The organism is Actinophytocola sp. (assembly GCF_036555685.1).
Taxonomy (GTDB): domain Bacteria; phylum Actinomycetota; class Actinomycetes; order Mycobacteriales; family Pseudonocardiaceae; genus Actinophytocola.
In genome coordinates, this window is sequence record NZ_DATBKY010000115.1 from 1 (window position 1) to 21,711 (window position 21,711).

Sequence of the window (21,711 nt, forward strand, 5' to 3'; positions counted from 1 at the left end):
GTGCCCGGGTACTTCGCCCCGAAGCTGACCGTCCACGTGATTTCCGTGCCCGCGTCCTTCGGTACCAGGTCGACCACGCCGCGGTAGTCGCGCACGGGCAGGCCGTCCAGGTGGTTGTACCTGAACTGCCGATCCTGCGCGAAGCCCGTGATCTCGTCCCGCCCGCGGATGGGGCCGTTGACGAACACGCGCACCGCGCCGACGCCCTCCGGTTCGCCGTCGCCTTCGCGCTCCAGCTCGAAGCCCTTGATCGACGACCACTCCGGCCACGTGGCACCGTCTCGCAGCAGGCGATACACCTCGCCCGGGTCCGCGGAGCTCCGTGCGGTCTTCTCGATCACGTAGCGGCGCACGGCCGTGATACTAAGCCATTTCCGGCCTCGCGCGACCCGAACGTCACAGCATGCGGAACACACCGCACGCTTCGCGGTGTGTTCCGGCCGGCGCACACGCCGAGCGTAGATCGTTACGGAACCCCGTCTCGCGGAGGTTGGCCACTCACCGAGCCGGGACGGGCCGGCGCGACGCCAAGGAGCAGCCCGCACCGGGAAGCTGCTGAGAGACTGACACACGTGGAACCTCAGGTCATTGTGAGCCTCGCGTCCACGGGTGTCGCGGCGTTGGCGGTCTTGGCGAGCCTCTTTACGACTCTGCTTTCCCTGCGTTCGCAGCGTGAGACCACGCGCGCCACGCTCGAGGCGCAGGAGCGGCTGGTCACCACCCAGGAACGCGCGCTCCGCGAGCGATCGCACGAGCAAGACGTCCGCGACAAACGCGCCGAGCCGTACCTCGCCCTGATCACATGGGCGCAGCGACTACTCGAAGCGCTCGATGACGTGGACGAAGTCGGCAAGCCGTACCTCTCGGTTGAGGAATGGAACATCGCCGCGGACATCGACAACCTTCTCGACCTCTACGCTTCCGACCGCATCCACGTCAGGTACGCGGCCCTGCGCGGCAAGCTCATCGGGCTCGTGGCGACCGACGGTCCGCGGCAGCCGAAAGTCGTGAGCTGGACGGAATCGAACGGTGAGATCGACAACGTCAAAATCGAAACCGGCCCGGCATGGAGCACCTGGTCCGCACGGGCAGAAGCCCGCGCCGAGCTGATCGACGACGCCATCGATCTCATCGCCGAGATCCGCGCCGAACTCCAGGGCGAAAGGAGCCGCGGATACTTCATCATCTGGCGCTTGTCCTGACAGGCCACGGGAACCGACTGCGCCGCGTGCGGCCGAACAGCAGGCTCAGGCCCACACCAGTCGCCAGGTGAGCTGCCGAGCGATCGGCGTGCCGGCGTCACTCGATCAGACCGTGGTCACGCCGAACATCGGTGCATTTGAATCACGTTCGACGTATCTGTCGCGGCGGAGCGGGAATGAGGACAAGCCAAGCATTTCCACCCTGGGCTGGAGCCAGGCACAGCGACCTCACGGCGAGCCCGCCGCAACGCAGAACTCGTTGCCCTCCGGGTCGGCCATCACGATGTGATGGCCGACGAACTCCTCCTGGATGGTCCCGCCCGCCCTCACCAACCGCTCGGATTCCGTTCGAATCCGGGCCCACCGTTCATCGGGTGTGCCCTCTCCCGGCACCCGGATGTCGATATGAAGCCGATTCTTCGCCGTCTTGGGCTCCGGAACCGTCAAGATCGAGAGCCGAGGTCCGCGACCCTCGGGATCGCAAAGCCATGCAGCGTCATCGCCCGAATCATCCTCCGGGAGGTCGAACTGCGCGAGCCACTCCTCTCGAGTCTTGAACGGAGCGGGAGGTGGTTCGTCCACATACCCCAGCGCTGTTTTCCAGAACTCAGCGAGAAGCGTCGCGTCCGCGCAATCAAGGGTCAGATCAATTCTGGCGGCCATGGCGAGACCGTAGCGCCCACCTCCGACAGTTCCGTCCTATGCGAGAGGACTGCCCTGGCGAGTCGCCGGTCCGGCGCCCGAGCGACGTCGATGCCGTCGCCAGGCGCAGCAGCTCAAACGGTTGCTGTTACGCCCGGGGCCTGACAATTCAGGAAAAGCGCCGCGCTGCCTGGGCAAGCGCGGTCTTGGCGTCCGCGGCGAGCGTCGCCACCAACTCGGCGGCGGGAATCTCGCGAGCGAACTCGTGTGCCTGCCCGGCCCACAGCGACATCGCCTCCGGGTCCCCCGCACGCCGCAGGTTCGACGTCATGTGGTGCACGTGTGGATATGCCGCCGGCGCCTCCCCGGAGTGCTCGTTCATGAACCGGTTCACGATGCCGCGAGCGGGCCGTCCGGTGAACGCCCGGGTCACCGCCGTGCGCCCCTCCCGGATGAGAGCCTCGCGGTGCAGCGCGTTCGTCCCGGCCTCCGGACACAGCAGGAACATGGTGCCCAGCTGTGCCGCGGCCGCGCCGGCCACGATCACCGCAGCCACGTCGGCGCCGGAGGACAGCCCGCCCGTCGCGATCAGCGGAATGTCGACGGCCGCGGACACCTTGCGCAGCAACGGAAGCAAGGCGGTGTCGTCGGTCGGGCCGCCGTTGCGGAACGAGCCGCGGTGCGCGCCCGCCTCCATGCCCTGCACGCACAGCGCATCCGCGCCGGCGGCTGCTGCCTTGCTCGCCTCGGTCGCGGACGTCACCGTGACCACGACCGTGCAACCTGCCTCCTGCAACTCGGCGATCACGAACGAGTCCGGGCAGCCGAACGTGAAGCTGACGACCGGCACCTGCTCCTCGCGCACGACGGCTAGCTTGCCGATCCACCCGTCGTCCTCGTCGACCGCGTCGCCGAGCTCGACGCCGTACCGCGTCGCCTCGGTGACGAGCCGGTCGCGGTACCGCGCCAGCGCCGGCCCATCCACAGTGGACGTGTCGGGGACGAAGATGTTGACGCCGAACGGTTTGCTGGTGAGCTTCCGGGTGGCGCGGATCCGCGTGCGGACGTCACGCGGGATGAGATAGCCCGCGGCCAGGAATCCGAGCCCGCCCGCCCCGGACACCGCGGCGACCAGCTGGGGCGTCGAGGCCCCGCCGGCCATGGGCGCCTGCACGATCGGGTGGCGCAGCTCGTCGAGGATCATCGCGGGAACTCCTGGTCCAGCAGCCGAAGCAGCGGAGTCGCCTTGACCGCGGTCTCCGCGAGCTCGGCGTCTGGTTGGGACAGTGCGATGATCGCACCGCCGACACCGTATGACACTCCGTCCGGCTGTACCACCAGGGTACGGATCACGATGCTGAGATCGGCGGCGCCCGTGAGTGAGAAGTAACCGAGCGCACCCGAGTACACGCCGCGCGGCCCGCCCTCCAGGCGGTCGATGATCGACATCGTGCGGATCTTCGGTGCGCCGGTCATCGAACCGCCGGGGAACGCGGCGCGTACGCAGTCGACCGCGGTCGCGTCCGGCCGCAGCCGCGCGCGGACCGTGGACACCATCTGGTGCACGGTCGCGAACGTCTCCACTGCGAAGAGCCCCTCGACGGTCACCGAGCCCAGCTCGGCGACCGTCCCGAGGTCGTTGCGCACGAGGTCGACGATCATGAGGTTCTCGGCGCGGTCCTTGACGCTCGTGGCGAGCTCGGCGCGCAGGGCCGCGTCCTCGGCCGGGGTGGTGCCTCGCGGTCGGGTGCCCTTGACGGGGCGTGACTCGGCGACCCCGTCGGCGGACACCCGCAGGAACCGTTCGGGTGACGCGGAGAGCACGCTCAGCTCACCGAGCCGCAGCAGCGCCGAGTACGGCTCGGGATTGTCGCGGCGCAGCTCGCGGTAGGCCGGCCACGGGTCGAGCTTGCCGTGGGTGGCGAGCCGGTTCGTCAGGCACACCTCGTACGTCTCGCCGGCGGTGACCTCCCGCTGGCACTCGGCGATCAGCGTGCGGTACGTCGCCGGATCGTGACGCGAGGTCAGCGGGCCGAGCTCGATCCGCGCCGGCTCGGGCGGCGGCGTCCGGACCGCGCGCAGGCGGCCGGCGGTCTCGTCGAGCCAGGTGACGTTGTCCGGGTGGTCCAGCGCCAGCAGGTGCAGCTCGCGCTTGCCGTGGTCGACCGCGACCGCCCGGTCCGCGAAGATCATCGCGGCGTCCGGCAGGGCGGAGCGGTGGGCGTTCGAGCCGCCGCACTCGGCTTTCAGCTCGTAGCCGAGGTAGCCGACCCAGCCGAGCGCGAAGCCGAACGGCAGGTCGCCGGCACGCACCCGGTTCGCGGCCACGTCCCGCGCCAGCCAGTCCAAAAAGGAGCCCTCGACGACCCGGTCGCCGGCGGCCGAGCGGACGGTCACCGTCCGCGCGGTGACGTCGGCGGTCGCGACCCGGGCGAGCGGGCCGGCGGCGTCGCCGAGGAACGAGAAGCTGCCGGCCGACCCGTCCGCGCTGTCGAGCCAGAAGGCCTGGTCGGAGTCGCGGTAGAGGGCGTCGAACACGGCCTCGGCCGACACGTCGACGGGGATCCGCCGGTGCAGCAGCCGCGGACCGGTCGACGTCCGCACGTCGACGGCCGGGCGCTGGTGGCGGCGTTGCCCGAGGAAGTTGGCCAGGAGCCGGTCGCCGTGCTCGGTGCGGATCGACTCGGGGTGGAACTGGACGCCCCACTGCGGGCGGGTGCGGTGGCGGACGGCCATGAGAACGCCGTCCGCCGTGGTCGCGATCGACTCGAGGTCGCCCGGCAGCCGGGTGACGGTGAGCGAGTGGTACCGGACGGCGTCGAACGGCGTGGGCAGCCCGGCGAAGAGGCCGGTCCCGTCGTGGTGGATCGGCGAGACCCGGCCGTGCCGGATCTCGGACGCCTGGCCGACCTCGCCGCCGTGCACGTGGCAGATGCCCTGGTGGCCGAGGCAGACGCCGAGCAGCGGGACGGTGGCCGCCCGGATCACGTCCGCGCAGATGCCGAAGTCGGCTGCGCGCTCGGGCCGGCCGGGCCCTGGCGAGATGATGACGTTGTCGTACGGCTCCAGGTCGGCCGCGGTCCAACCCGGCTCGTCGTTGCGCACGACCGTCGGCGCCACGCCGGTGACCGCACCGACGTGGTGGAACAGGTTGTACGTGAACGAGTCGTAGTTGTCGATGATCAGCGTGTGCATCAACCACCTCGCGAAGCGACCGACCGCAGCCTGACCGATGGGCTCTCACCGGCGCAAGGAGGGATCTGTCACGAGCTTGGTGATGCTGGCCGGCAGCGCGGCCAATGCTCCCGCTGCCGGCCAGGGTCTGGGGGTCCCGCCCTCGTGCATTCCATGCTGGGAGACGCGTTTGCGCTGGTCAACACTGCTCGACCACCGCTCGACGCGGGCACTGGGCAGCGGCTAGTCACATCGGACGGCGCCCCGGTCCGGCCACGGCGAGCCGTTTCCCGTCGCGGGGCCGCAAGCCGTTCCACACGCTCGCGGCCCGGCGATATACGGGCATGAAAAGACCTCGCTACACATTGATTTCCGGTGACTTCTACGTCCGCTATCCGGACCTACCGCGCAACGGCCCCGAGCCCGACGGTGACACGGTCAGCTTCCTGCCGGACAACGACCAGATCGTGCGGAGCCTGCCGCGCTTCAACGACGTCGCACCCGATCGCAAGCACCTGGGCACGTACGCGATTCGGTTCGAAGGAATCGACGCGCTGGAAACACATTTCGAAAACCAGCACCAGAATCTGGAATTCGCCCGTGCGGCGCGGGACCGGATGCTCGCATTCCTGGGATTCACCGACATCGACTTCTGGCCGGACCGTCCCAACAAGGTCAAGAAGGCGGAACCACACCCGACCCGCGGGCACGTGCTGGCGAACGGCATCGAGTCCAACGGCCGGGTCCTGTCGCTCGTGTTCCCGGGCACGTCGACCCTGGACGCGGGCGACGGCGACCCGGTGTTCGCGACGCCGGAGCTGCTGGAGAAGAGCGCGAACGCGACGCTGCTGCGCGAGGGCCTGGCGTACGCGGAGCTGTACTCGACGATGCCGCTGGACCTGATCGCGCGGATGCGTGAGCTGATCGGACGCGCGCGCAAGGACGCGCAGGGCTTCTGGCCTCGCGAAAGCCTCACGACGGCCGCCGCGGTCCGGCCGGCGAACCTGGCCGACCTGACCACGCTGATCATGTTCCCGAAGCTGTACCGCCGCCTGGTGGCGTACTTCAAAGCGGGCAACACGGACCTGGCGGGCTTCGACAGCTGGATCCGGGTCGACCCGCGCCGGGACGACCAGGCGCTGCTGCCCACGGGCGAGATGGGCAACCTCCATGACCTCTACCGCCTCACGGCGGACGGCCTGAGCCTGAACTTCAACCCGGAGGAACTGATGTTCCACTAGCGCTGAGAGAACGCGGAGCTGAGGGTGGAGCTGAGGGGAATCGAACCCCTGACCCCCTCGATGCGAACGAGGTGCGCTACCAACTGCGCTACAGCCCCTGGTGGTGCTGCGTGAGCATAACAGCTATTCGCCGACCGCCCGGCGGTAGGGCAGCGAGCCCGGTTCGTCCAGTTCCTCGAACGCCGGGTCCTCGTCGTCGACGTCGACGAGGACCGCGCCGGCGCGGATCACCGGCGGCGTGAACGGGCCCTCGGAGACCCGCTCGCGGGGGCCGGCGGCGTCCTCGGGCTCGTACTCGTCCTCGAGAGCCTCCGGCTCCTCGTAGACCTCGGGCTCGTCGTAGATCGGCTCCTGGCGGGTGGGCTCCTGGTGCGCCGGCTCCTGGTACGCCGGCTCCACCGGACGGCGGCGTGCGGCCGCCATCGCGCGGGCCTGGCGAACGCGGTTCATCCGCGCGAGGCGCCGCTCGCGGATCTCGTTCTCGATGCGGACCTGGCGCCGCAGGTACACGAGGTAGCTGACGAGCACGAGGTCGATCGCGCCGTGGCCCCACCACGCCATCGGGAATGCGACCGCGCCGGCGACGGCCGTCGCGACGGCGCCGATCAGCATGGCGAGCACGACGCGCTGGCGGAAGCTGTACTTGGCCTTCGCGATGATGGCGGCCGCCTCCGGGTCGAAGCCGCCCCGGCCCGGGCGGTAGCGCCGGGCGTACTCGAGGTCCGCCTCGTCGTAGTAGCCAGCGCTCATCTCGTCCCGTGCATCCCGGTCGGCGTCATGGGCGGCATCTGCCGAGGAGTCGGCGGGCTCCGCCAATTCCCCACCGAAATCCTCGTCTATCCCGTCAGTGTCGCGCATGGGGGCCTCCTCCATGCCGTATTCCGCGTCCCGCGTGTCCGCCTCGGCCTCACCACTCCCGCTTCGCACGACCCTCGCCGCCAGCTCCGAGTCCGCGGTCTTCGCGACCTCCTGGCGCTTCCGCACGATCATCGGCACGAGGACGACGAGCCACGCGAGCACGATCGCGACCACGACCAGCGAGCTCGGCATGCCTCGACACCTCCCCCGTGACGATTTTTGGCGAAACTTCCGGTGCCACGTTAGTCACAACAGTCACAGGCGTGTCGGAGGCGCGCCGATACATCGGAGAAGATCGAAAGGCGAAGTCAGAGCAGCTCGGCGCGACCGTCGGCGACCAACCGGTTCACGAGTCCACTCGGAACGTCCTCTGTGGTCAGTGCGAAGCACAGGTGGTCGCGCCAACCTCCGGCGACGTCGAGGTAACGGCGGAACAAACCCTCTTCGCGGAAGCCCAGTTTCGTGAGGACCCGGATGCTCGCGTTGTTCTCCGGCCGCACGGTCGCCTCGAGACGGTGCAGCCCGGCGGCGGCGAAGCAATGGTCGACGACGAGCGCGACCGCGCCGGTGGCCACGCCGCCCCCGATCGCGTGCGTGCCGACCCAGTAGCCGATCCACGCGGAGCACAGCGAGCCGCGCACGACGTTGCCGACCGTGACCTGCCCGGCCAGCTGGCCGTCCACGGTGATCACGAACGGCAGCGTCAGCCCGCGCCGGGCGAGTGCGCGCAGCGTCGACCACTGGCCGGGCCACGCGAGCGCGGCGTTGTTGTCGCTCCAGCTGCCCGGGACCGTCGGCTCCCAGCTCTGCAGGTGCAGCCGGTCGCGGCGGCGCACGCGGCTCCACGCCGACGCATCACGCAACCGCGGCCTGCGGACCTCGAGCACGCCGGCGGCCACCCGTAACGGCCCGAGGTCGGCGGGCCAGCCGGGGTGGCGGCCCTGCGGCACCGTCCAACTCACCCCGTGAGCCGTCCCTTCAGCCACGTTGCGCCAAGAAGCTCACCTGGACCTCCTCGCCGACGACGACCTCGGTCGTCTCGTCGTCGACGAGGATCAGGCAGTTCGCCTCCGCGAGCGACGCCAGCAGATGCGAGCCGGACATACCCAGCGGCTGCGCGAGGTACTCGCCGTTGTTCTCGTCGCGCAGCAGCTGTCCGCGCAGGAAACCCTTGCGGCCCTTGGCCGACGTGATCGGCGAGAGCAGCCGCGCGGAGATCTGCCGGCGTTGCGGGTTGCGCTTGCCCTGCGCCGCGCGGATCAGCGGGCGGACCATCACCTCGAACACCACGAGCGCGCTCATCGGGTTGCTGGGCAGCAGGAAGGTCGGCACGGCATCCGGGCCGAGCCGGCCGAAGCCCTGCACGGAGCCGGGATGCATGGCGACCCTGGTCATGTCGACGTCGCCCAGCTCGGAGAGCGCCGAGCGGATCTCGGCCGCGAACTCGCCGCCGACGCCGCCCGCGATGATCACGATCTCGCTCAGCAGCAGCCGGCCCTCCACGATCTCGCGCAGCCGCCTCGTGTCGCTCGGCACGATGCCGACGCGGTTCACCTCGGCGCCGGCGTCGCGCGCGGCGGCGGCCAGCGAGTACGAGTTGACGTCGTAGACCTGCCCTTGGCCGGGCGTGCGGTCGATGTCCACGAGCTCGTCGCCGATCGAGATGATCGACACGCGGGGCCGCGGGTAGACGAGCACCTTGGCCCGGCCGACCGCGGCGAGCAGGCCCACCTGCGCGGCGCCGATCGGTGAGCCGCGGCGGACGGCGACGTCGCCGGTCTGGACGTCCTCGCCGGTGCGGCGCACGAAGGCGGCCGAGGGCACCGGCTGCTGCACGGTCACGCGCGCGTGATGGCCGTCGGTGTAGCCGATCGGCACGACGGCGTCGGCGAGCGTCGGCAGCGGCGCGCCGGTGTCGACCCGCACCGCCTGGCCGGGCTGGAGCCGGCGCGGCTGGCGGGAGCCGGCCGGGATCTCGCCGACGACCGGCAGCACGACCGGCTCGTTGCCGGCCTCCCGCACGTCCACGCTGCGCACGGCGTACCCGTCGACCGCGGCCTGGTCGAAACCGGGCAGCGCGCGCTCGGCGACGACCTCCTCCGCACACAGCAGGCCTTGCGCCTCGGAGATGGCCACCCGGACGGGGGCAGGGCGAACCGCAGCGGCAAGCGCCCGGCCGAGCTGCTCGTCGACTGACCTCATTCCGACCCCGTCTTTTGTCGCTACTCCTCTACGCGCCCGCGCAACCACTCGCGAAGGTCAGGCCCATATTCGGGGTGCTGGAGCGCAAAGTCCACGGCGGCACGCAGGAAACCGCCAGGATTGCCCAGGTCGTGACGTCCGCCGCGATGGACGACCACGTGCACGGGGTGCCCCTCGGCGATCAGCAGCGCGACGGCGTCGGTGAGCTGCAACTCGCCACCCGCGCCCGGGGTGATGCGCTTGAGCGCGTCGAAAACGGCACGGTCCAGCAGGTAGCGGCCGGCGGCGGCGAAGGTCGACGGGGCGTCCTCCGGCGCCGGCTTCTCCACCATCCCGTTGACCTTCTTGACGTCCGGGTCATCGGTGTCCGCCACGTCGAAGACACCGTACGGGGAGATCTCCTCCTTCGGGATGTCGAACGCGCACAGCACGGTGCCGCCGTACCGCGCGCGGGCGCGGGCCATGCGGCCGAGCACGCCGGTGGGCAGGACGAGGTCGTCGGGCAGCAGCACGGCCACCGCTTCGTCCTCGGGGGTCAGGTTCGGCTCGGCGCAGCTGACGGCGTGGCCGAGACCGAGCGCCTCCTCCTGGATCGCGGTCTCCACATCGAGCAGCCCGTGCGCCCGGCGGACCTTCTCGAGCAGTTCCGTCTTGCCCCGCTGCTCCAGCGTCTCCTCGAGCTCGGGCTGCGGCTCGAAGTACCGCGCGACCGCATCCTTGCCCGGCGAAACCACGATGACCAGGCGTTTCGCGCCCGCTTCGGCCGCCTCGCCCGCGACGTACTCGATGCCGGGGGTGTCGACGACCGGCAGCAGTTCCTTGGGCACCGCCTTCGTGGTCGGAAGGAACCTCGTACCCAGCCCGGCGGCCGGCACGATGGCTGTTCTGATGCCGCTCGAGGAGGCGGATCCGGGATCGGAACTGATGGCGGTAGTGGGGGCCATGGACAGCCAGCCTAACCTCATGTCGTGGCCCGGCCCGGGAGTGATCGAGAACAGACCGCCGCCATGACCAAGTGGCGGTGGCGCAAGGAGCTGTTGTCCGAGCGTCGACGGGTGCCCGCGAGCGTGCGCTTCGCCGAAGCCATGTCCCTGTCCAGCCACCTGACCGGCGGTCGCGTGGTGTTTCCCGGACAGACCGTGTGTGCGTTCGTACCGATCGCCTCCGAACCTGGTTCCGTGCAGATGTTGGATGACCTCAACGACTACGGCGCGCGCGTGCTGCTGCCGATCGTCACCGGCAACGGCCCGCTCGAATGGAGCTTCTACGCCGGCCGCGACGCGCTGCGGCCCGGGCCTTACGGGCTGCGCGAGCCCATCGGCGAGGTACTGGGCACCTCGGCCTTGCGGATCGCTGATCTCGTCCTCGTGCCCGCGCTCGCCGTGGACCGCAACGGGGTGCGCCTCGGCCGCGGCGCAGGACACTACGACCAGTCCTTACCCCTGGCCTCGAACGGCACCGAGATCGTGGCCGTCGTGCGTGACCAGGAGATCTTCGAGGAGCTGCCGAGCGAGCCCCACGACGTCCGCATGACCGCCGTACTCACGCCGAACCGGGGCCTGCTCAGGTTCGTGTGACGCCACTCGAGGCCGTTTGCGCTCCCGGCGCGTTCTGGCGCAGAATGTCTCTTAGCACTCTGACTGCGCGAGTGCCAAGACCGGGAGAGGGAGCAGGTCCGTGCCCACCTACCAGTACGCGTGTACGGCGTGCGAGCACCGTTTCGAGGCGGTGCAGTCCTTCAGCGACGCGTCGTTGACCGAGTGCCCCGAGTGCGCCGGCCGGCTGCGCAAGCTCTACGGCTCGGTCGGTGTGGTCTTCAAGGGGAGCGGCTTCTACCGCACGGACAGCCGGTCGGAGACGAAGTCCGCCGCCTCCTCGTCCGCTGACAGCAAGTCGTCCGACTCATCGTCGTCCTCCTCTTCCTCGTCCTCCGGCGCCACCAAGGACTCCGGTTCGTCGTCCTCGGGGTCGTCCTCGGGATCATCGTCCTCGGGCGGTACGACAAGCACGGCCAAGAAGGCGTCCTGAGCGCCGGGTTGTCCACAACCCGCCGAGTTGTCCACAGCCGGCGATCTTCCGCGGCTGACCGGCGCGCACCGGCCGTAGCGTCGGTCTCATGGCTGCATCGCTGACCCCGTTTCTCCGAGATCGACTTCGCCAGTTCCTCGCCACCCGCGGTTGGCCCCGTGCGCTCGCGCTGCGCCGGGTCGTCGCGGGTGTGCTCGTGCTGTGCGCGGTGGCGCTGGCCGTCCGTCCACCGCCGCAGGCGCGCGGCGAGCCGACGGTGCCGATGCTCGTCGCGGCACGTGACCTGGCGCCGGGTTCGAGCCTGCGCCCGGCCGACGTGCGGGTGGTGCGGGCGCCGGAGTCCGTGCGCCCGCCGGCCGCGCTCACGTCCGCCGAGGAGGTCAGCGGCCGGGTGCTGGCCGGTGCCGCGAGCCGAGGCGAGCCGGTCACCCGGGCACGCCTGGTCGGCCGGGAGAACAGCCGGCTGGCCACGGGCGATCCGGACGCGGTCGCGGTGCCCGTACGGCTGGCCGACCCCGAGGTCGCGGCGCTGCTCACGCCGGGCGCGCACGTCGACGTGGTGACGGTCGCGCCCGACGACGGTTCGCGGGCGGAGCTGCTGGCCGCCAATGCCACGGTCGTCACGGTGCGCGCGGACGAGCCCGGCGATGCCATGCGCACCGGCACGCGCCCCGGCAGGCTGGTGGTCATCGCGGTGCCACAGGAGTCGGCGACCAGGCTCGCATCGGTCTCCTTGGGACAACCGGTCGCCGTTACGCTGCGGTAGCCCTGCCCGTCCCCGAAGGGAGCTTCACGTGCTCAAAGGGTTCAAGGACTTCTTGATGCGCGGAAACGTGGTCGAACTCGCGGTCGCGGTGATCATCGGTACGGCGTTCACCGCCATCGTGACCTCGATCGCGGACCACCTGATCCGGCCGATCATCGCCGCGGTCGGGGGTACGAACGTCTCCGGTCTGTCCTGGACCATCATCGCGGGCAACGAGGCGTCGAAGATCGACTTCGCCGCGATCCTCACGGCCGCTATCAACTTCCTCATCGTCGCCGCGATCGTGTACTTCATGTTCGTGCTGCCGGTGAAGACGATCCAGGAGCGCCGCAAGCGTGGCGAGGAGCCGGGCCCGGCCGAGCCCACCGATGTCGAGGTGCTGCTCGAGATCCGTGATTTGCTCCGCCAGCAGCAGGACGGTCAGGGACAGCAGCAGACCGTGCAGACCGGCGTTCCCTACCAGGGCCAGTACCCGCCCGGCCCGGTCGCCCCGGGTGCGCCCGGCTCTGGCGGCTGGGCCGGCCCGGCGGGCCCCGCTCAGCGCCCGGGTGGTCCGACGGGCCCGGCCGGCCCGCCACCGGGCGGCCCAGGGCCCCGGAACTGGTGAGAGGGGCGCTCAGCGCGGAGCCGGACGCTAGTCGCGGTCGTGGTGGGGCGGCCGGTTGCGCTCGTACCAGGACTCGCGGTCCGTGTCGTCGCGCTCGGGTTCGCGTTCGTCGGAGGTCGTCGTGGGCAGGACCTCGCCGAAGATGTCGTCCAGGTCCCGGCGTCTCGGAGCGGGCCGGCGCGGCTCGGCCGCGCCGGTCCGGTCCTCCGGCTCGCGGGACACTAGTTGGTGTCCAGGCCGGACAGTTCGTCGATGACGTGCGGGACCAGGGACGACAGGGTCGCCATGCCGTCGCGGACCGCGGCACGCGAGCCGGCCAGGTTGACCACGAGCGTGCTGCCGGAGATTCCGACGAGCCCACGGGAGATACCGCCGTCCACGGCACCCGCGGCGAGGCCGGACGAGCGGATGGCCTCGGCGATGCCCGGGATGGGGCGGTCGAGCACGCCCTGGGTGGCGTCGGGCGTGACGTCGCGTGGCGAGACGCCGGTGCCGCCGACCGTGATCACCAGGTCGGCGCCGCCGATGACGGCGGTGTTCAGGGCGTTGCGGATGTCGACGGTCTCCCCGGCCACCGTGACGATGCCGTCGACGATGAACCCGTTCTCCTCGAGCAGCTCGGTGACCAGCGGGCCGACCGTGTCCTCGTGCTCACCGTGGGCCACGCGGTCGTCGACGATCACGATGAGAGCCCTGCCGAGCCGCTGCGCACTCCGTTCCATGGCGCTCACCGTAGTCGCCACGCCCGTGGTCCCGGCGCGATCCCCCGCGTGGCGACCGCCATATTTCCGCGTGCGAGATCTGACGGTTCTGTGACGGCCGCCCCGCGGTTGTCGCGGCGGCGCCCGGCGGCGCCCTAGCGTCGAACGCATGCGAGTCCTGATCACCGGCGGCGCGGGCTTCATCGGCTCCCACATCGCCGACGTGCTCGACCGGCGCGGCCACGAGACCCTGCTGCTGGACAACCTCCTGCCGAAAGCCCACGGTCCACAAGCGACGGCGCCCGATGTCGTGATCGGGGACATCCGGGATGCGGCGTTGCTCGACGACCTGCTCCGCGGCGTGGACGTCGTGTGCCATCAGGCGGCAGTAGTGGGCCATGGCCTCGACCCGTCCGACGCGCCGGACTACGCGCTGCACAACGACTACGGCACCGCGGTCCTGCTTTCCGCCATGTACCGCGCGGGCATTTCGCACCTGGCGCTGGCATCGTCGATGGTCGTCTACGGCGAGGGCCGTTACGAGTGCGCGGAGCACGGCGTGGTGCGCCCGGGCCCGCGCCGCCGGTCCGATCTGGACGCCGGCCGCTACGAGCCGCCGTGCCCGGAGTGTGGTGCTGCGCTGTCACCGGACCTGGTCGATGAGGACGCCCCGATCGACCCGCGCAGCACGTACGCGGCAACCAAGGCGGCTCAGGAATTCCTGGCGTCGGCCTGGGCGCGGCAGACCGGTGGCGCGGTGTGGGCGCTGCGCTACCACAACGTGTACGGCCCGAGAATGCCGCGCGACACCCCCTACGCCGGCGTGGCATCCCTGTTCCGCTCGGCACTGCAACGCGGTGAGCCCCCGACGGTCCTGGAAGACGGCCGCCAACGCCGGGACTTCGTCCACGTGACGGACGTGGCCCTGGCCAACGCGGCGGCGATCGAAACCGCACCAGCGCCGGGCACCCTGACTCCGGTGAACATCTGCTCCGGCGACCCGCACACAGTCGGCGACCTGGCCACCGAGCTGGCGCGGGCCTATGGCGGCCCGCCGCCAAGAGTCATCGGCGGTGCCCGCCCGGGCGACGTCCGCCACGTGGTCGCCAATCCGGCCCGCGCCCGGCAGTTGCTCGGGTTCGAAGCGAAGATCGGCTTCAAGGACGGCATCACCGGCTTCGCCACGGCACCACTCCGCATGCCTGCGGCCATCGTCTGAAACGGTCCGGGCCCCAGGCGTTGACGTGGTCGGCACGACCACGGGAGTCACAGCGGACGACACGTCGACGAGGTATCCCTCGTCGACGCGGCCGTGCCTGGGCCCGATGAGCGCGAACGCTTCGCCGCGATGCTCTCCTCCGGATCAGCGCAGACAAAGACAGAAGGGGTGACCTGCGGGTCCAGGAAGACCCGGTAGGACGTACCGGGCTGGTCCGGATGTTTGTCGCACCGAGAACGATCACTGCCGCCTCGGCGGCATCGAGGTCGTCAACGATCACGTCGTGGTGCATCTGCTGGGTCGCTCCTGGGGTCGGCCACGTCGGCGGCGCGTATCCATACATCGTTGGCGCGGCCGAACGCACTCAACTACTCGCTCAGGGATGCAGGCCTGGCGACCACTGTCACCCGAGCCCGGACGAAGGGCAAATCGCCCGCCACTCGGTCGACCACCCAGTCGGGCCTGCCGCGACGGCCCGTCATATGTCCACTCGCCGAGGTCATACTTCCGGGCCAATTTCCACCTCTCACCGATCTCGTCGGCGAACAATTCCACCCAGTGCACCCGGGGTCCCCCCGGTTTCCACTTTACCGGGTGGAGCCGACAGAAAACGGGTGCCGCGGTGTACCTGTGGACAACTCGCGGCTTGTGGACAACCCGCCATTTTCGGGCCCTTTCGAAACGACGTTTTCGCATTTGTGTGCGAGCATCGACTCACCGAATAGATCACCAAGAGGGGGAGCTATGTCAAGCACGTGGGGGAGGTGGCTCGGCGCCGGTATCGGAGCGGTTCTCGCCGCCGGAGGGCTCAGCGTGCAGCCGGCTGCCGCCGGTGCGCCGGTCGGCGAAAGCGGCGATCCGGTCGACGGCGGGGTCGTGCGGGGCAGCGTCGACCAGGCACACAGTCCTCGGCTTCCGATCGAGCTGACCAGTGGAAACGTGAGAAAGGGGAACAAGAACGGCCGCCTCGAGGGTATCGATGTCGCGAGTCATCAGCATCCCGGCGGCGCGGGGATCAACTGGCGGCTGGTGGCACGCGGCTACCGGTTCGTCGGCGTCAAGGCAACCGAGGGGCGCTACTACGCGAACCCGCACCGGCTCCGGGATCAGAACGGCGCCCGGGGTGCGGGAATGTACGCGTTCGCCTACCATTTCGCGGTTCCCAACGACTCCGGCGGCGCGGCACAGGCGAAATACTTCCTCGACCACGCCGGTTACCGCGCCGACGGGAAAACGCTGAATCCCGTCCTCGACATCGAATGGAACCCGTACGCCTCCAGTGACCACACGAACGCCTGCTACGGGTTCACGAGGAAAAGGATGATCTGGTGGATTCGCGGTTTCGTCCGGGAGGTCGAGCGCCGCACCGGCCGCACCGCGACGATCTACACCGCGGCCGGCTGGTGGAACGAGTGCACGGGTGGCACCTCCGCCTTCGCCGGCAGCCCGCTCTGGGTCGCTGCCATCTCCGACCGGCCGACGCTCCCGACCGGCTGGTCGAGGTGGCAGATCTGGCAGCACGGCCAGCGAACCGTCAGGGGCATCACGGCCGTGACCGACGTCAACTGGCTCAACGGTGGCGAACACGAACTCGCCGCGCTCGCGAAGGGGTGATGCCTATACGACAGCAAGCGGGAGGCGAACCTCGAACCGGCAGCCGGGGCCGTGGTTGTGCGCGTCGATCCGGCCCCGGTGCGCCTCGACCAAGCCCTTGGCGATCGCCAGGCCGAGGCCGCCACCCGCCTGGTCCTCGCCGGTCGGGCTGGGCGTTCGGGCGGCCGAGCCGCGGAACGCGACGTCGAAGACGCGGGTGAGCTCGGCGTCCGGGATACCGCCGCACGCGTCGTCCACGGCCAGCACCGCGTCGTGACCGTCCACGCCCAGCTGCACGGCCACCGTGCCGTCCGGCGGGGTGTGCCGGATCGCGTTCGACACGAGGTTGCGGACGATGCGCGCCAGCTCGGGGTCGCTGCCGAGCACGACCGGCGCGGTCGCGGCGTTGGCCTGGACCCGCACGCGCTTGCGCCGTGCGACCGGAGCCTGCGCGGCGAGCACATCGGACACCACGTCCTGCAGCGCCACCTGCGACATCGTCAGCCGCAGGGCGCCCGCGGTTATCCGCGACAGCTCGAAGAGGTCGTCGACCATTCCGGACAGCCGGCTGCTCTCCCCGCCGATCCGGTGTGCGTAGCCGGCGACCTCCTGGGGCGAGGAGACGACGCCGTCCGCGAGCGCCTCGGCCATCGCGCGGATGCCGGCCAGCGGCGTGCGCAGGTCGTGGCTGATCCACGCCACGAGCTCGCGCCGCGACGCCTCCGCCGCGCGCTCGCGCTCGCGTGCCTCGCGTTCCCAGACGCTGCGCCGCGCGATCGCGTGCCCGAGCAGCAGCGCCACGGGCAACGTCACGAGGACGACGAGCGCGCACACCAGCGCCATCGTCGTGAGAGTGGCGTTGAACATGAACCCGCTGACGCCGAGCACGCCGGCCATCATCGCGATGATCGGGACCAGCACGAGGACCGTCATGGTGGTCGTCAGCGAGCCGCGGCGAACCCAGTACAGCAGCGCGGTGCCGAGCGCGACCACGGGCAGCACCACGGCGAGCGCCACCGGCACGATGTGCAGGGCGTGGCTGAGCATCTCCCCGAGCGACTCGCCGGGATCGATGATCTGGGCCGGCGGGTCAGGCGCTGCGGTCATAGCGGTAGCCCACTCCCCACACGGTCGCGATGCGCACCGGTTTCGCCGGCACCACCTCGATCTTCTCGCGCAGCCGTCGCACGTGGACGGTCACAGTGGACTGGTCGCCGAAGTCCCAGCCCCACACCTTCTCCAGCAGCTGTTCCCGCGTGAACGCCTCGCCCGGGTTCGACAGCAGGAACGCGAGCAGGTCGAACTCGCGGGTGGTCAGCGGCAGCTCCGTGCCGCGCAGGAACGCCGAGTGGGCGGCGACGTCCAGCCGCAGGTCGCCGTCGAGCAGCTCCTTCGCGCTCGGCGGCGTCGCGGCGCCGGTCCGCCGCAGCACCGACGACACGCGCAGCGCGAGCTCGCGCGGGCTGAAGGGCTTGGTCACGTAGTCGTCCGCGCCCAGCTGAAGGCCGGCGATCCGGTTCTCCTCCTCGCCGAGGGCGGTCAGCATCACGACCGGCACCGCGCTCGTCTGCCGCAGCCGGCGGCACACCTCGAGCCCGTCGATCCCGGGCAGCATCAGGTCCAGCACCACGAGGTCGGGCTCCTGCCGGGCGATCCAGGCGAGCGCGTCCTCGCCGTTGTCGGCGAGCGCGACCTGGTGCCCTGCGCGCTCGAGGTACCGGCGCACCACGTCCCGAACGGTCAGGTCGTCGTCGACCACCAGCACTCGCGTGTTCATGTCCGTCACCAGTTCGTCAGCAGCACGTGGTTGACCGCAAGCGCGGTCCCGGCCTGTGCGACGAGCCACCAGCGCCGCGACTCCCGGGGAAGCGTCGCGGCGGCCAGCACCAGCCACACCACGAACGGTAGCCAAATACGCTCGGTCTCCGCCTTCGACAGACCGGTCAGGTCGGCGGTGAGCACGGCGAGCGCCGCGCCCCGCACGAGCGCGACCACCGGCGTCGGCGGCTCGCGTCCGGGCAGGCCGTCGAGGAACCGCGGCACGCTGCGCCGCAGCCCGGCGGCGACGGCCGGCCCGGCGGCGAGCGCGAGGCACGCGAAGTTCGCCCACATCCAGTACCAGTAGGGGCGGACGGACGCGATGCCGGAGTAGTACCGCTCGACGACGAGCTGGTAGCCGTCCACCCACCAGAAACCGGCGAGCGCGAACGTTCCGGCCACCGCAAGCGCGGCCGGCACCGCGTACAGCAGCGCGCGCCAGCAGCGGGACACCAGCACGACGGCGAGCGCGATCGGCGCCATCAGCAACAGGCCGTACGACAGGAAGATGCCGAAGCCGAGCAGCAGGCCGCCCGTCGCGCACAGCAGACCGCCCGCCGATCGGCCGGTCGTCAGCCGCGCGCTGCCAACGGCGAGTACCGCTACGCCGGTCGACACGACACCAGCGAACATCGCGTCCGCCGATACGCCGAGCCACACCGCACCCGGCAGCAGCGCCACGAACGGCAGCGCCGCCCGAGCGAGATCGATCCGGCCCAGCGCCGCGACGGTCATCGGCACGGCAACCGCGACGAGGCCGCCGACGAGCACGCAGAAGACACCCGCGGCCGTCGGGCCGGACAGGCCGATCCGGTCGAGCCAGACGAACACGAGCGTCGCGCCCGGCGGGTGGCCGGACACATGGGTGATCCACGGGTCGGGCGCGGTGGCGAGGATGCGGTCGGTGAACGTGCGCAACATCGCCGGGATGTCGGTGATGCCCGGCACCTCGGACAGGTACTCCGGGCCTTCCGCGAGCCGGTGCGCCACGCCCCGCTGCCAGCCGTCCACAAGGGCCAGTGCGAACGTCCACGCGACGCACAGCACGTAGGCGCCCGTCAGCGCGAGCCGCCAGCCCAGCCGCTCGGCCAGACCCGGTCCCCACGCGACCGCTGCCACCGCGAGGACGACCGCCAGCACCGAACCGGGACCGACGTGCGGCAGGAGGCTCCCGAGAACCGGATACTCGCCGAAGCGGGGCGAGGCGTGCTGGAAGTGCTCGGCGCCGTAGAGCCGCGCGCCGGTCCGCATGCCGACCACGAGCGCGACGAACACGAGCAGCAGCGCGGCGGCCCCGGCGACGATGTCGGCGCGCACACCGGAACGCCGCACGGGCGAGGCGGTGCCCGGGCGGGTGATGACGGTGGACACCGGTGGACCGTAAGCCCGCTGGATGGCGTTCGCCTGCCGCCGACGGGATCCGTCAGCACTCCGTAAGAACTTTCCAGCCGTCATGATTTGGTAAGCAGCACAAGGCTTTTCGGGCGGTCGACGGCGGCCATAGCGTGCCTGGCATGGACCAAGTTGACGTGGTGCTGCCCTGCTTGGACGAGGCCGCCGCGCTGCCCGGAGTGCTGGCCGCGCTACCGGCCGGCTACCGCGCGATCGTCGTGGACAACGGCTCGACCGACGGCTCCCCCGAGATCGCGGGCGCACACGGCGCGACCGTCGTGCACGAACCACGACGCGGGTACGGCGCGGCCGTCCGCACCGGACTCGAGCACGCCCGCTCGGAGATCGTGTGCTTCCTGGACGCGGACGGTTCGCTGGACCCCGCGGAGCTGGTACGGCTCGTCGGTGCCGTGGCCGGTGGAGCGCAGCTCGCGGTCGGCCGGCGAGTGCCGGTGAGCCGCGGGGTGTGGCCGTGGCATGCGCGAGCCGGAAATCTCGTGTTGGCAACGATCCTGCGGCGACGTGGGTTGCCGGTCTCGGACATCGCACCGGCGCGTGCGGTGCGACGCCAGGACCTCCTCGGTCTTGGCGTGCGTGACCGGGCATTCGGCTACCCGCTCGAACTGCTGCTGCGCGCGGCGGCGGCGGGCTGGCGAGTCGTCGAGCTGGACGTGGCGTACCGGCCGCGCGCGCTGGGGACGAAGTCGAAGGTCTCCGGCTCGGTGCTCGGAACCTGTCGGGCCGTGCGGGACATGGCCGTGGTCCTGAAGGCGTCGAGAACCAGACTTGACCGAGAAGGATCGCGCGCGGCACGCGGCCTGACCGGAGCGAAGCCATGACCGCGCGCCCGACAGCAGGCGATGCACGGCCGGCCCGGGCTTCGGCGAAAGGCGCGTGCCTGCTCGTCGTCGCGAAAGCGCCGGTCGCCGGCTTGGCGAAGACACGGCTGGCGCGCGTCGTCGGTGATCGTGCGGCTGCCGGGCTCGCGGCTGCCGCGCTGCTCGACACGCTCGAGGCCGTGCTCGCCACGCCCGGCACCGTGCCCGTGGTGGCGCTGACCGGGCAGCTCGAGGCGGCTTCGCGGCAGGCGGAGCTCGTCGAGTTGCTCGCGCGCTGCACGGTGATCCCACAGCGAGGCGCCGACCTCGGCGAGCGGCTGGCGAACGCGCACCTGGACGTGGCGGCCGAGTTCGCGGGCATGCCCGTGTTCCAGATCGGCATGGACACGCCGCAGGTGCGGCCCGAGCTGCTCGCTGCGTCGGTGTCGGCGTTGGCGGAGACCGACGCGGTGCTGGGCCCGGCGGCGGACGGCGGCTGGTGGGGGCTGGGCCTGCGGTCGCCGGCCCGGGCGTCGGTGCTGCGTGCGGTCCCGATGTCGCGCGGGGACACGGGCATGCGGACGCTGTTCGCATTGCGCGGTGCGGGGCTGCGTGTCGGCCGGTTGGCGGCGCTGTGCGATGTGGACTTCATGCCGGACGCGTTGCGGGTGGCCGGGATGGTGCCGGGCAGCCGGTTCGCGGAGGCGGTCGCGTCGCTCGCGCTGATGGGGGCGGCGGGATGATCGCGGCCTCGGACGAGTTCGCGCCCGGGCTGCACGGGCAGCGATGCTGGCTGGAGCTGGCGAGCGGCGAGCGGATCTCGTTGCCGGTCGCGCGGTGGCGGGCGGAACCGTCGCCCGGGGACGAGTTGATGTTGCGGCACTGCACGGGCCCGACTCTGGACATCGGCTGCGGCCCGGGGCGGCTGGCGGCGGCGCTGCTGGAGCGTGGCGTGCCGGCGCTGGGCACGGACATCTCGCCGGTGGCGGTGCGGCTGGCCCGCGCGGCGGGCGCGGTGGCCGTGCGCCGCGACGTGTTCGACCGGCAACCGGCCGAGGGCCGCTGGCGGCACGCCCTCCTGGCCGACGGCAACATCGGCATCGGCGGCGACCCGGTTCGGTTGCTCGGCCGGGTGCGGGAGTTGCTCGGTCGCGGTGGCAGCGTGTTGGTGGAGCTGGACCCACCGGGCGGCGGCCTACGCCACGGCCCCGTCCGCGTCGCGACGGACTCCACCGGCGGCCGCTGGTTCCGCTGGGCCTGGCTGGGCGCGGACATGGTCGGTGAGATCGCCACCGCGGCGGCCATGGACGTGGGCTGGGTCCGCGGCGCCGGCGGCCGCTGGTTCGCGGAGCTGACGAAATGACACCGGCCGAGAAGACGACGGCAGGCCGCCGGTCCAGCCACTGCCCCGGACGCGAGAACCGGCACCACGACTGCGTCGTGACGGATC

Annotated in this window: 23 protein-coding genes, 1 tRNA gene and 2 pseudogenes; 11 read left to right on the forward strand and 15 right to left on the reverse strand. The window is 71.0% G+C overall.

Translation table 11 applies throughout. From position 1 onward, the window contains the following. On the reverse strand, positions 1 to 353 hold a 353-nt coding region (locus tag VH969_RS12210; protein ID WP_331973821.1), incomplete at its 3' end, for an SRPBCC family protein. Positions 354 to 572: 219 nt separating this feature from the next. Here VH969_RS12210 and VH969_RS12215 point away from each other — a divergent pair. After that, positions 573 to 1,202: a hypothetical protein gene (locus tag VH969_RS12215; RefSeq protein WP_331973822.1), complete on the forward strand. Its 630-nt coding sequence runs from the start codon at positions 573 to 575 to the stop codon at positions 1,200 to 1,202. A gap of 228 nt (positions 1,203 to 1,430) precedes the next feature. Here the strand turns inward: VH969_RS12215 and VH969_RS12220 are convergent, their stop codons facing one another. The 3 genes from VH969_RS12220 to pabB all read right to left on the reverse strand — a co-directional run bounded on the left by VH969_RS12220 (position 1,431) and on the right by pabB (position 5,039). Further along, a complete protein-coding gene (locus tag VH969_RS12220; protein ID WP_331973823.1) occupies positions 1,431 to 1,865 on the reverse strand; it encodes a VOC family protein in 435 nt (144 codons plus the stop codon). A 148-nt stretch (positions 1,866 to 2,013) separates the two neighbouring features. Beyond that, the gene (locus tag VH969_RS12225; protein WP_331973868.1) at positions 2,014 to 3,045 is read right to left on the reverse strand and encodes a nitronate monooxygenase; all 1,032 of its coding nucleotides are present in this window, start codon (positions 3,043 to 3,045) and stop codon (positions 2,014 to 2,016) included. Continuing rightward, positions 3,045 to 5,039: an aminodeoxychorismate synthase component I gene (pabB, locus tag VH969_RS12230; protein WP_331973824.1), complete on the reverse strand. Its 1,995-nt coding sequence runs from the start codon at positions 5,037 to 5,039 to the stop codon at positions 3,045 to 3,047. The genes VH969_RS12225 and pabB overlap by 1 nt, the downstream gene beginning before the upstream one ends. 323 nt (positions 5,040 to 5,362) lie before the next feature. On the opposite strand from pabB, the gene VH969_RS12235 reads away from it, so the two are divergent. Then, on the forward strand, positions 5,363 to 6,259 hold the full coding sequence (locus VH969_RS12235; RefSeq protein ID WP_331973825.1) for a hypothetical protein: 897 nt from the start codon (positions 5,363 to 5,365) through the stop codon (positions 6,257 to 6,259). A 25-nt stretch (positions 6,260 to 6,284) separates the two neighbouring features. Here the strand turns inward: VH969_RS12235 and VH969_RS12240 are convergent. From VH969_RS12240 to VH969_RS12260, 5 genes are all read right to left on the reverse strand, one after another. Further along, positions 6,285 to 6,357: transfer RNA gene (locus VH969_RS12240), tRNA-Ala, on the reverse strand. A 25-nt stretch (positions 6,358 to 6,382) separates the two neighbouring features. After that, the gene (gene sepX / locus VH969_RS12245) at positions 6,383 to 7,309 is read right to left on the reverse strand and encodes a divisome protein SepX/GlpR (protein WP_331973826.1); all 927 of its coding nucleotides are present in this window, start codon (positions 7,307 to 7,309) and stop codon (positions 6,383 to 6,385) included. Positions 7,310 to 7,425: 116 nt separating this feature from the next. After that, positions 7,426 to 8,079: a GNAT family N-acetyltransferase gene (locus VH969_RS12250; protein WP_331973827.1), complete on the reverse strand. Its 654-nt coding sequence runs from the start codon at positions 8,077 to 8,079 to the stop codon at positions 7,426 to 7,428. Positions 8,080 to 8,095: 16 nt separating this feature from the next. After that, positions 8,096 to 9,319 carry a molybdotransferase-like divisome protein Glp gene (gene glp / locus VH969_RS12255; protein ID WP_331973828.1) on the reverse strand — a complete coding sequence of 408 codons (1,224 nt, stop codon included), beginning with the start codon at positions 9,317 to 9,319 and terminating at the stop codon, positions 8,096 to 8,098. A 20-nt stretch (positions 9,320 to 9,339) separates the two neighbouring features. Then, on the reverse strand, positions 9,340 to 10,263 hold the full coding sequence (locus tag VH969_RS12260; RefSeq protein WP_331973829.1) for a UTP--glucose-1-phosphate uridylyltransferase: 924 nt from the start codon (positions 10,261 to 10,263) through the stop codon (positions 9,340 to 9,342). A gap of 63 nt (positions 10,264 to 10,326) precedes the next feature. Between VH969_RS12260 and VH969_RS12265 the strand changes: the two genes are divergently transcribed. Together VH969_RS12265 and VH969_RS34505 are read left to right on the forward strand one after the other, a co-directional pair. Further along, positions 10,327 to 10,896, forward strand: coding sequence for a 5-formyltetrahydrofolate cyclo-ligase (locus tag VH969_RS12265; RefSeq protein WP_331973830.1), 570 nt, complete (start codon positions 10,327 to 10,329; stop codon positions 10,894 to 10,896). 100 nt (positions 10,897 to 10,996) lie between these two features. Beyond that, positions 10,997 to 11,137, forward strand: a pseudogene (locus VH969_RS34505) (FmdB family zinc ribbon protein); the annotation flags it as partial. Positions 11,138 to 11,151: 14 nt separating this feature from the next. Here the strand turns inward: VH969_RS34505 and VH969_RS34510 are convergent. Continuing rightward, the gene (locus tag VH969_RS34510; RefSeq protein ID WP_414638490.1) at positions 11,152 to 11,334 is read right to left on the reverse strand and encodes a hypothetical protein; all 183 of its coding nucleotides are present in this window, start codon (positions 11,332 to 11,334) and stop codon (positions 11,152 to 11,154) included. 101 nt (positions 11,335 to 11,435) lie between these two features. Here VH969_RS34510 and cpaB point away from each other — a divergent pair, with 101 nt between their 5' ends. Next, on the forward strand, positions 11,436 to 12,113 hold the full coding sequence (cpaB, locus tag VH969_RS12275) for a Flp pilus assembly protein CpaB (RefSeq protein ID WP_331973832.1): 678 nt from the start codon (positions 11,436 to 11,438) through the stop codon (positions 12,111 to 12,113). A 28-nt stretch (positions 12,114 to 12,141) separates the two neighbouring features. Then, positions 12,142 to 12,540: pseudogene (gene mscL, locus VH969_RS12280) on the forward strand (large conductance mechanosensitive channel protein MscL); the annotation flags it as partial. 207 nt (positions 12,541 to 12,747) lie between these two features. On the opposite strand, the gene VH969_RS12285 reads toward mscL, so the two are convergent. Then, complete coding sequence (locus VH969_RS12285) at positions 12,748 to 12,942, reverse strand: hypothetical protein (protein ID WP_331973833.1); 195 nt, start codon at positions 12,940 to 12,942, stop codon at positions 12,748 to 12,750. Beyond that, positions 12,942 to 13,442 (reverse strand): MogA/MoaB family molybdenum cofactor biosynthesis protein, encoded by a 501-nt coding sequence (locus VH969_RS12290; protein WP_331973834.1) that lies wholly within the window; start codon positions 13,440 to 13,442, stop codon positions 12,942 to 12,944. Before VH969_RS12290 ends, VH969_RS12285 begins: the two co-directional genes overlap by 1 nt. Before the next feature lie 148 nt (positions 13,443 to 13,590). Between VH969_RS12290 and VH969_RS12295 the strand changes: the two genes are divergently transcribed. Both VH969_RS12295 and VH969_RS12300 read left to right on the forward strand, forming a co-directional pair. Beyond that, positions 13,591 to 14,640, forward strand: coding sequence for an NAD-dependent epimerase/dehydratase family protein (locus tag VH969_RS12295; RefSeq protein ID WP_331973835.1), 1,050 nt, complete (start codon positions 13,591 to 13,593; stop codon positions 14,638 to 14,640). Between the two features lie 630 nt (positions 14,641 to 15,270). After that, positions 15,271 to 16,254, forward strand: a complete 984-nt coding sequence (locus VH969_RS12300; RefSeq protein WP_331973836.1) for a GH25 family lysozyme — start codon at positions 15,271 to 15,273, stop codon at positions 16,252 to 16,254. 3 nt (positions 16,255 to 16,257) lie between these two features. On the opposite strand, the gene VH969_RS12305 is transcribed toward VH969_RS12300, so the two are convergent. From VH969_RS12305 to VH969_RS12315, 3 genes are read right to left on the reverse strand one after another with little or no spacing between them, the layout of a single operon-like run. Next, complete coding sequence (locus VH969_RS12305; protein ID WP_331973869.1) at positions 16,258 to 17,310, reverse strand: sensor histidine kinase; 1,053 nt, start codon at positions 17,308 to 17,310, stop codon at positions 16,258 to 16,260. 13 nt (positions 17,311 to 17,323) lie between these two features. Then, positions 17,324 to 18,010: a response regulator transcription factor gene (locus VH969_RS12310; protein WP_414638489.1), complete on the reverse strand. Its 687-nt coding sequence runs from the start codon at positions 18,008 to 18,010 to the stop codon at positions 17,324 to 17,326. Between the two features lie 5 nt (positions 18,011 to 18,015). Next, positions 18,016 to 19,422 (reverse strand): hypothetical protein, encoded by a 1,407-nt coding sequence (locus tag VH969_RS12315; RefSeq protein WP_331973838.1) that lies wholly within the window; start codon positions 19,420 to 19,422, stop codon positions 18,016 to 18,018. 143 nt (positions 19,423 to 19,565) lie between these two features. Between VH969_RS12315 and VH969_RS12320 the strand changes: the two genes are divergently transcribed. The 3 genes from VH969_RS12320 to VH969_RS12330 are packed head-to-tail and all read left to right on the forward strand — an operon-like array spanning position 19,566 to position 21,624. Further along, entirely contained in the window at positions 19,566 to 20,282 is a 717-nt protein-coding gene (locus VH969_RS12320; protein ID WP_331973839.1) for a glycosyltransferase family 2 protein, read from the forward strand. Beyond that, complete coding sequence (locus tag VH969_RS12325; RefSeq protein WP_331973840.1) at positions 20,279 to 21,004, forward strand: TIGR04282 family arsenosugar biosynthesis glycosyltransferase; 726 nt, start codon at positions 20,279 to 20,281, stop codon at positions 21,002 to 21,004. The genes VH969_RS12320 and VH969_RS12325 overlap by 4 nt, the downstream gene beginning before the upstream one ends. Further along, the gene (locus tag VH969_RS12330; protein WP_331973841.1) at positions 21,001 to 21,624 is read left to right on the forward strand and encodes a methyltransferase domain-containing protein; all 624 of its coding nucleotides are present in this window, start codon (positions 21,001 to 21,003) and stop codon (positions 21,622 to 21,624) included. Before VH969_RS12325 ends, VH969_RS12330 begins: the two co-directional genes overlap by 4 nt. Positions 21,625 to 21,711: the final 87 nt, after the last annotated feature.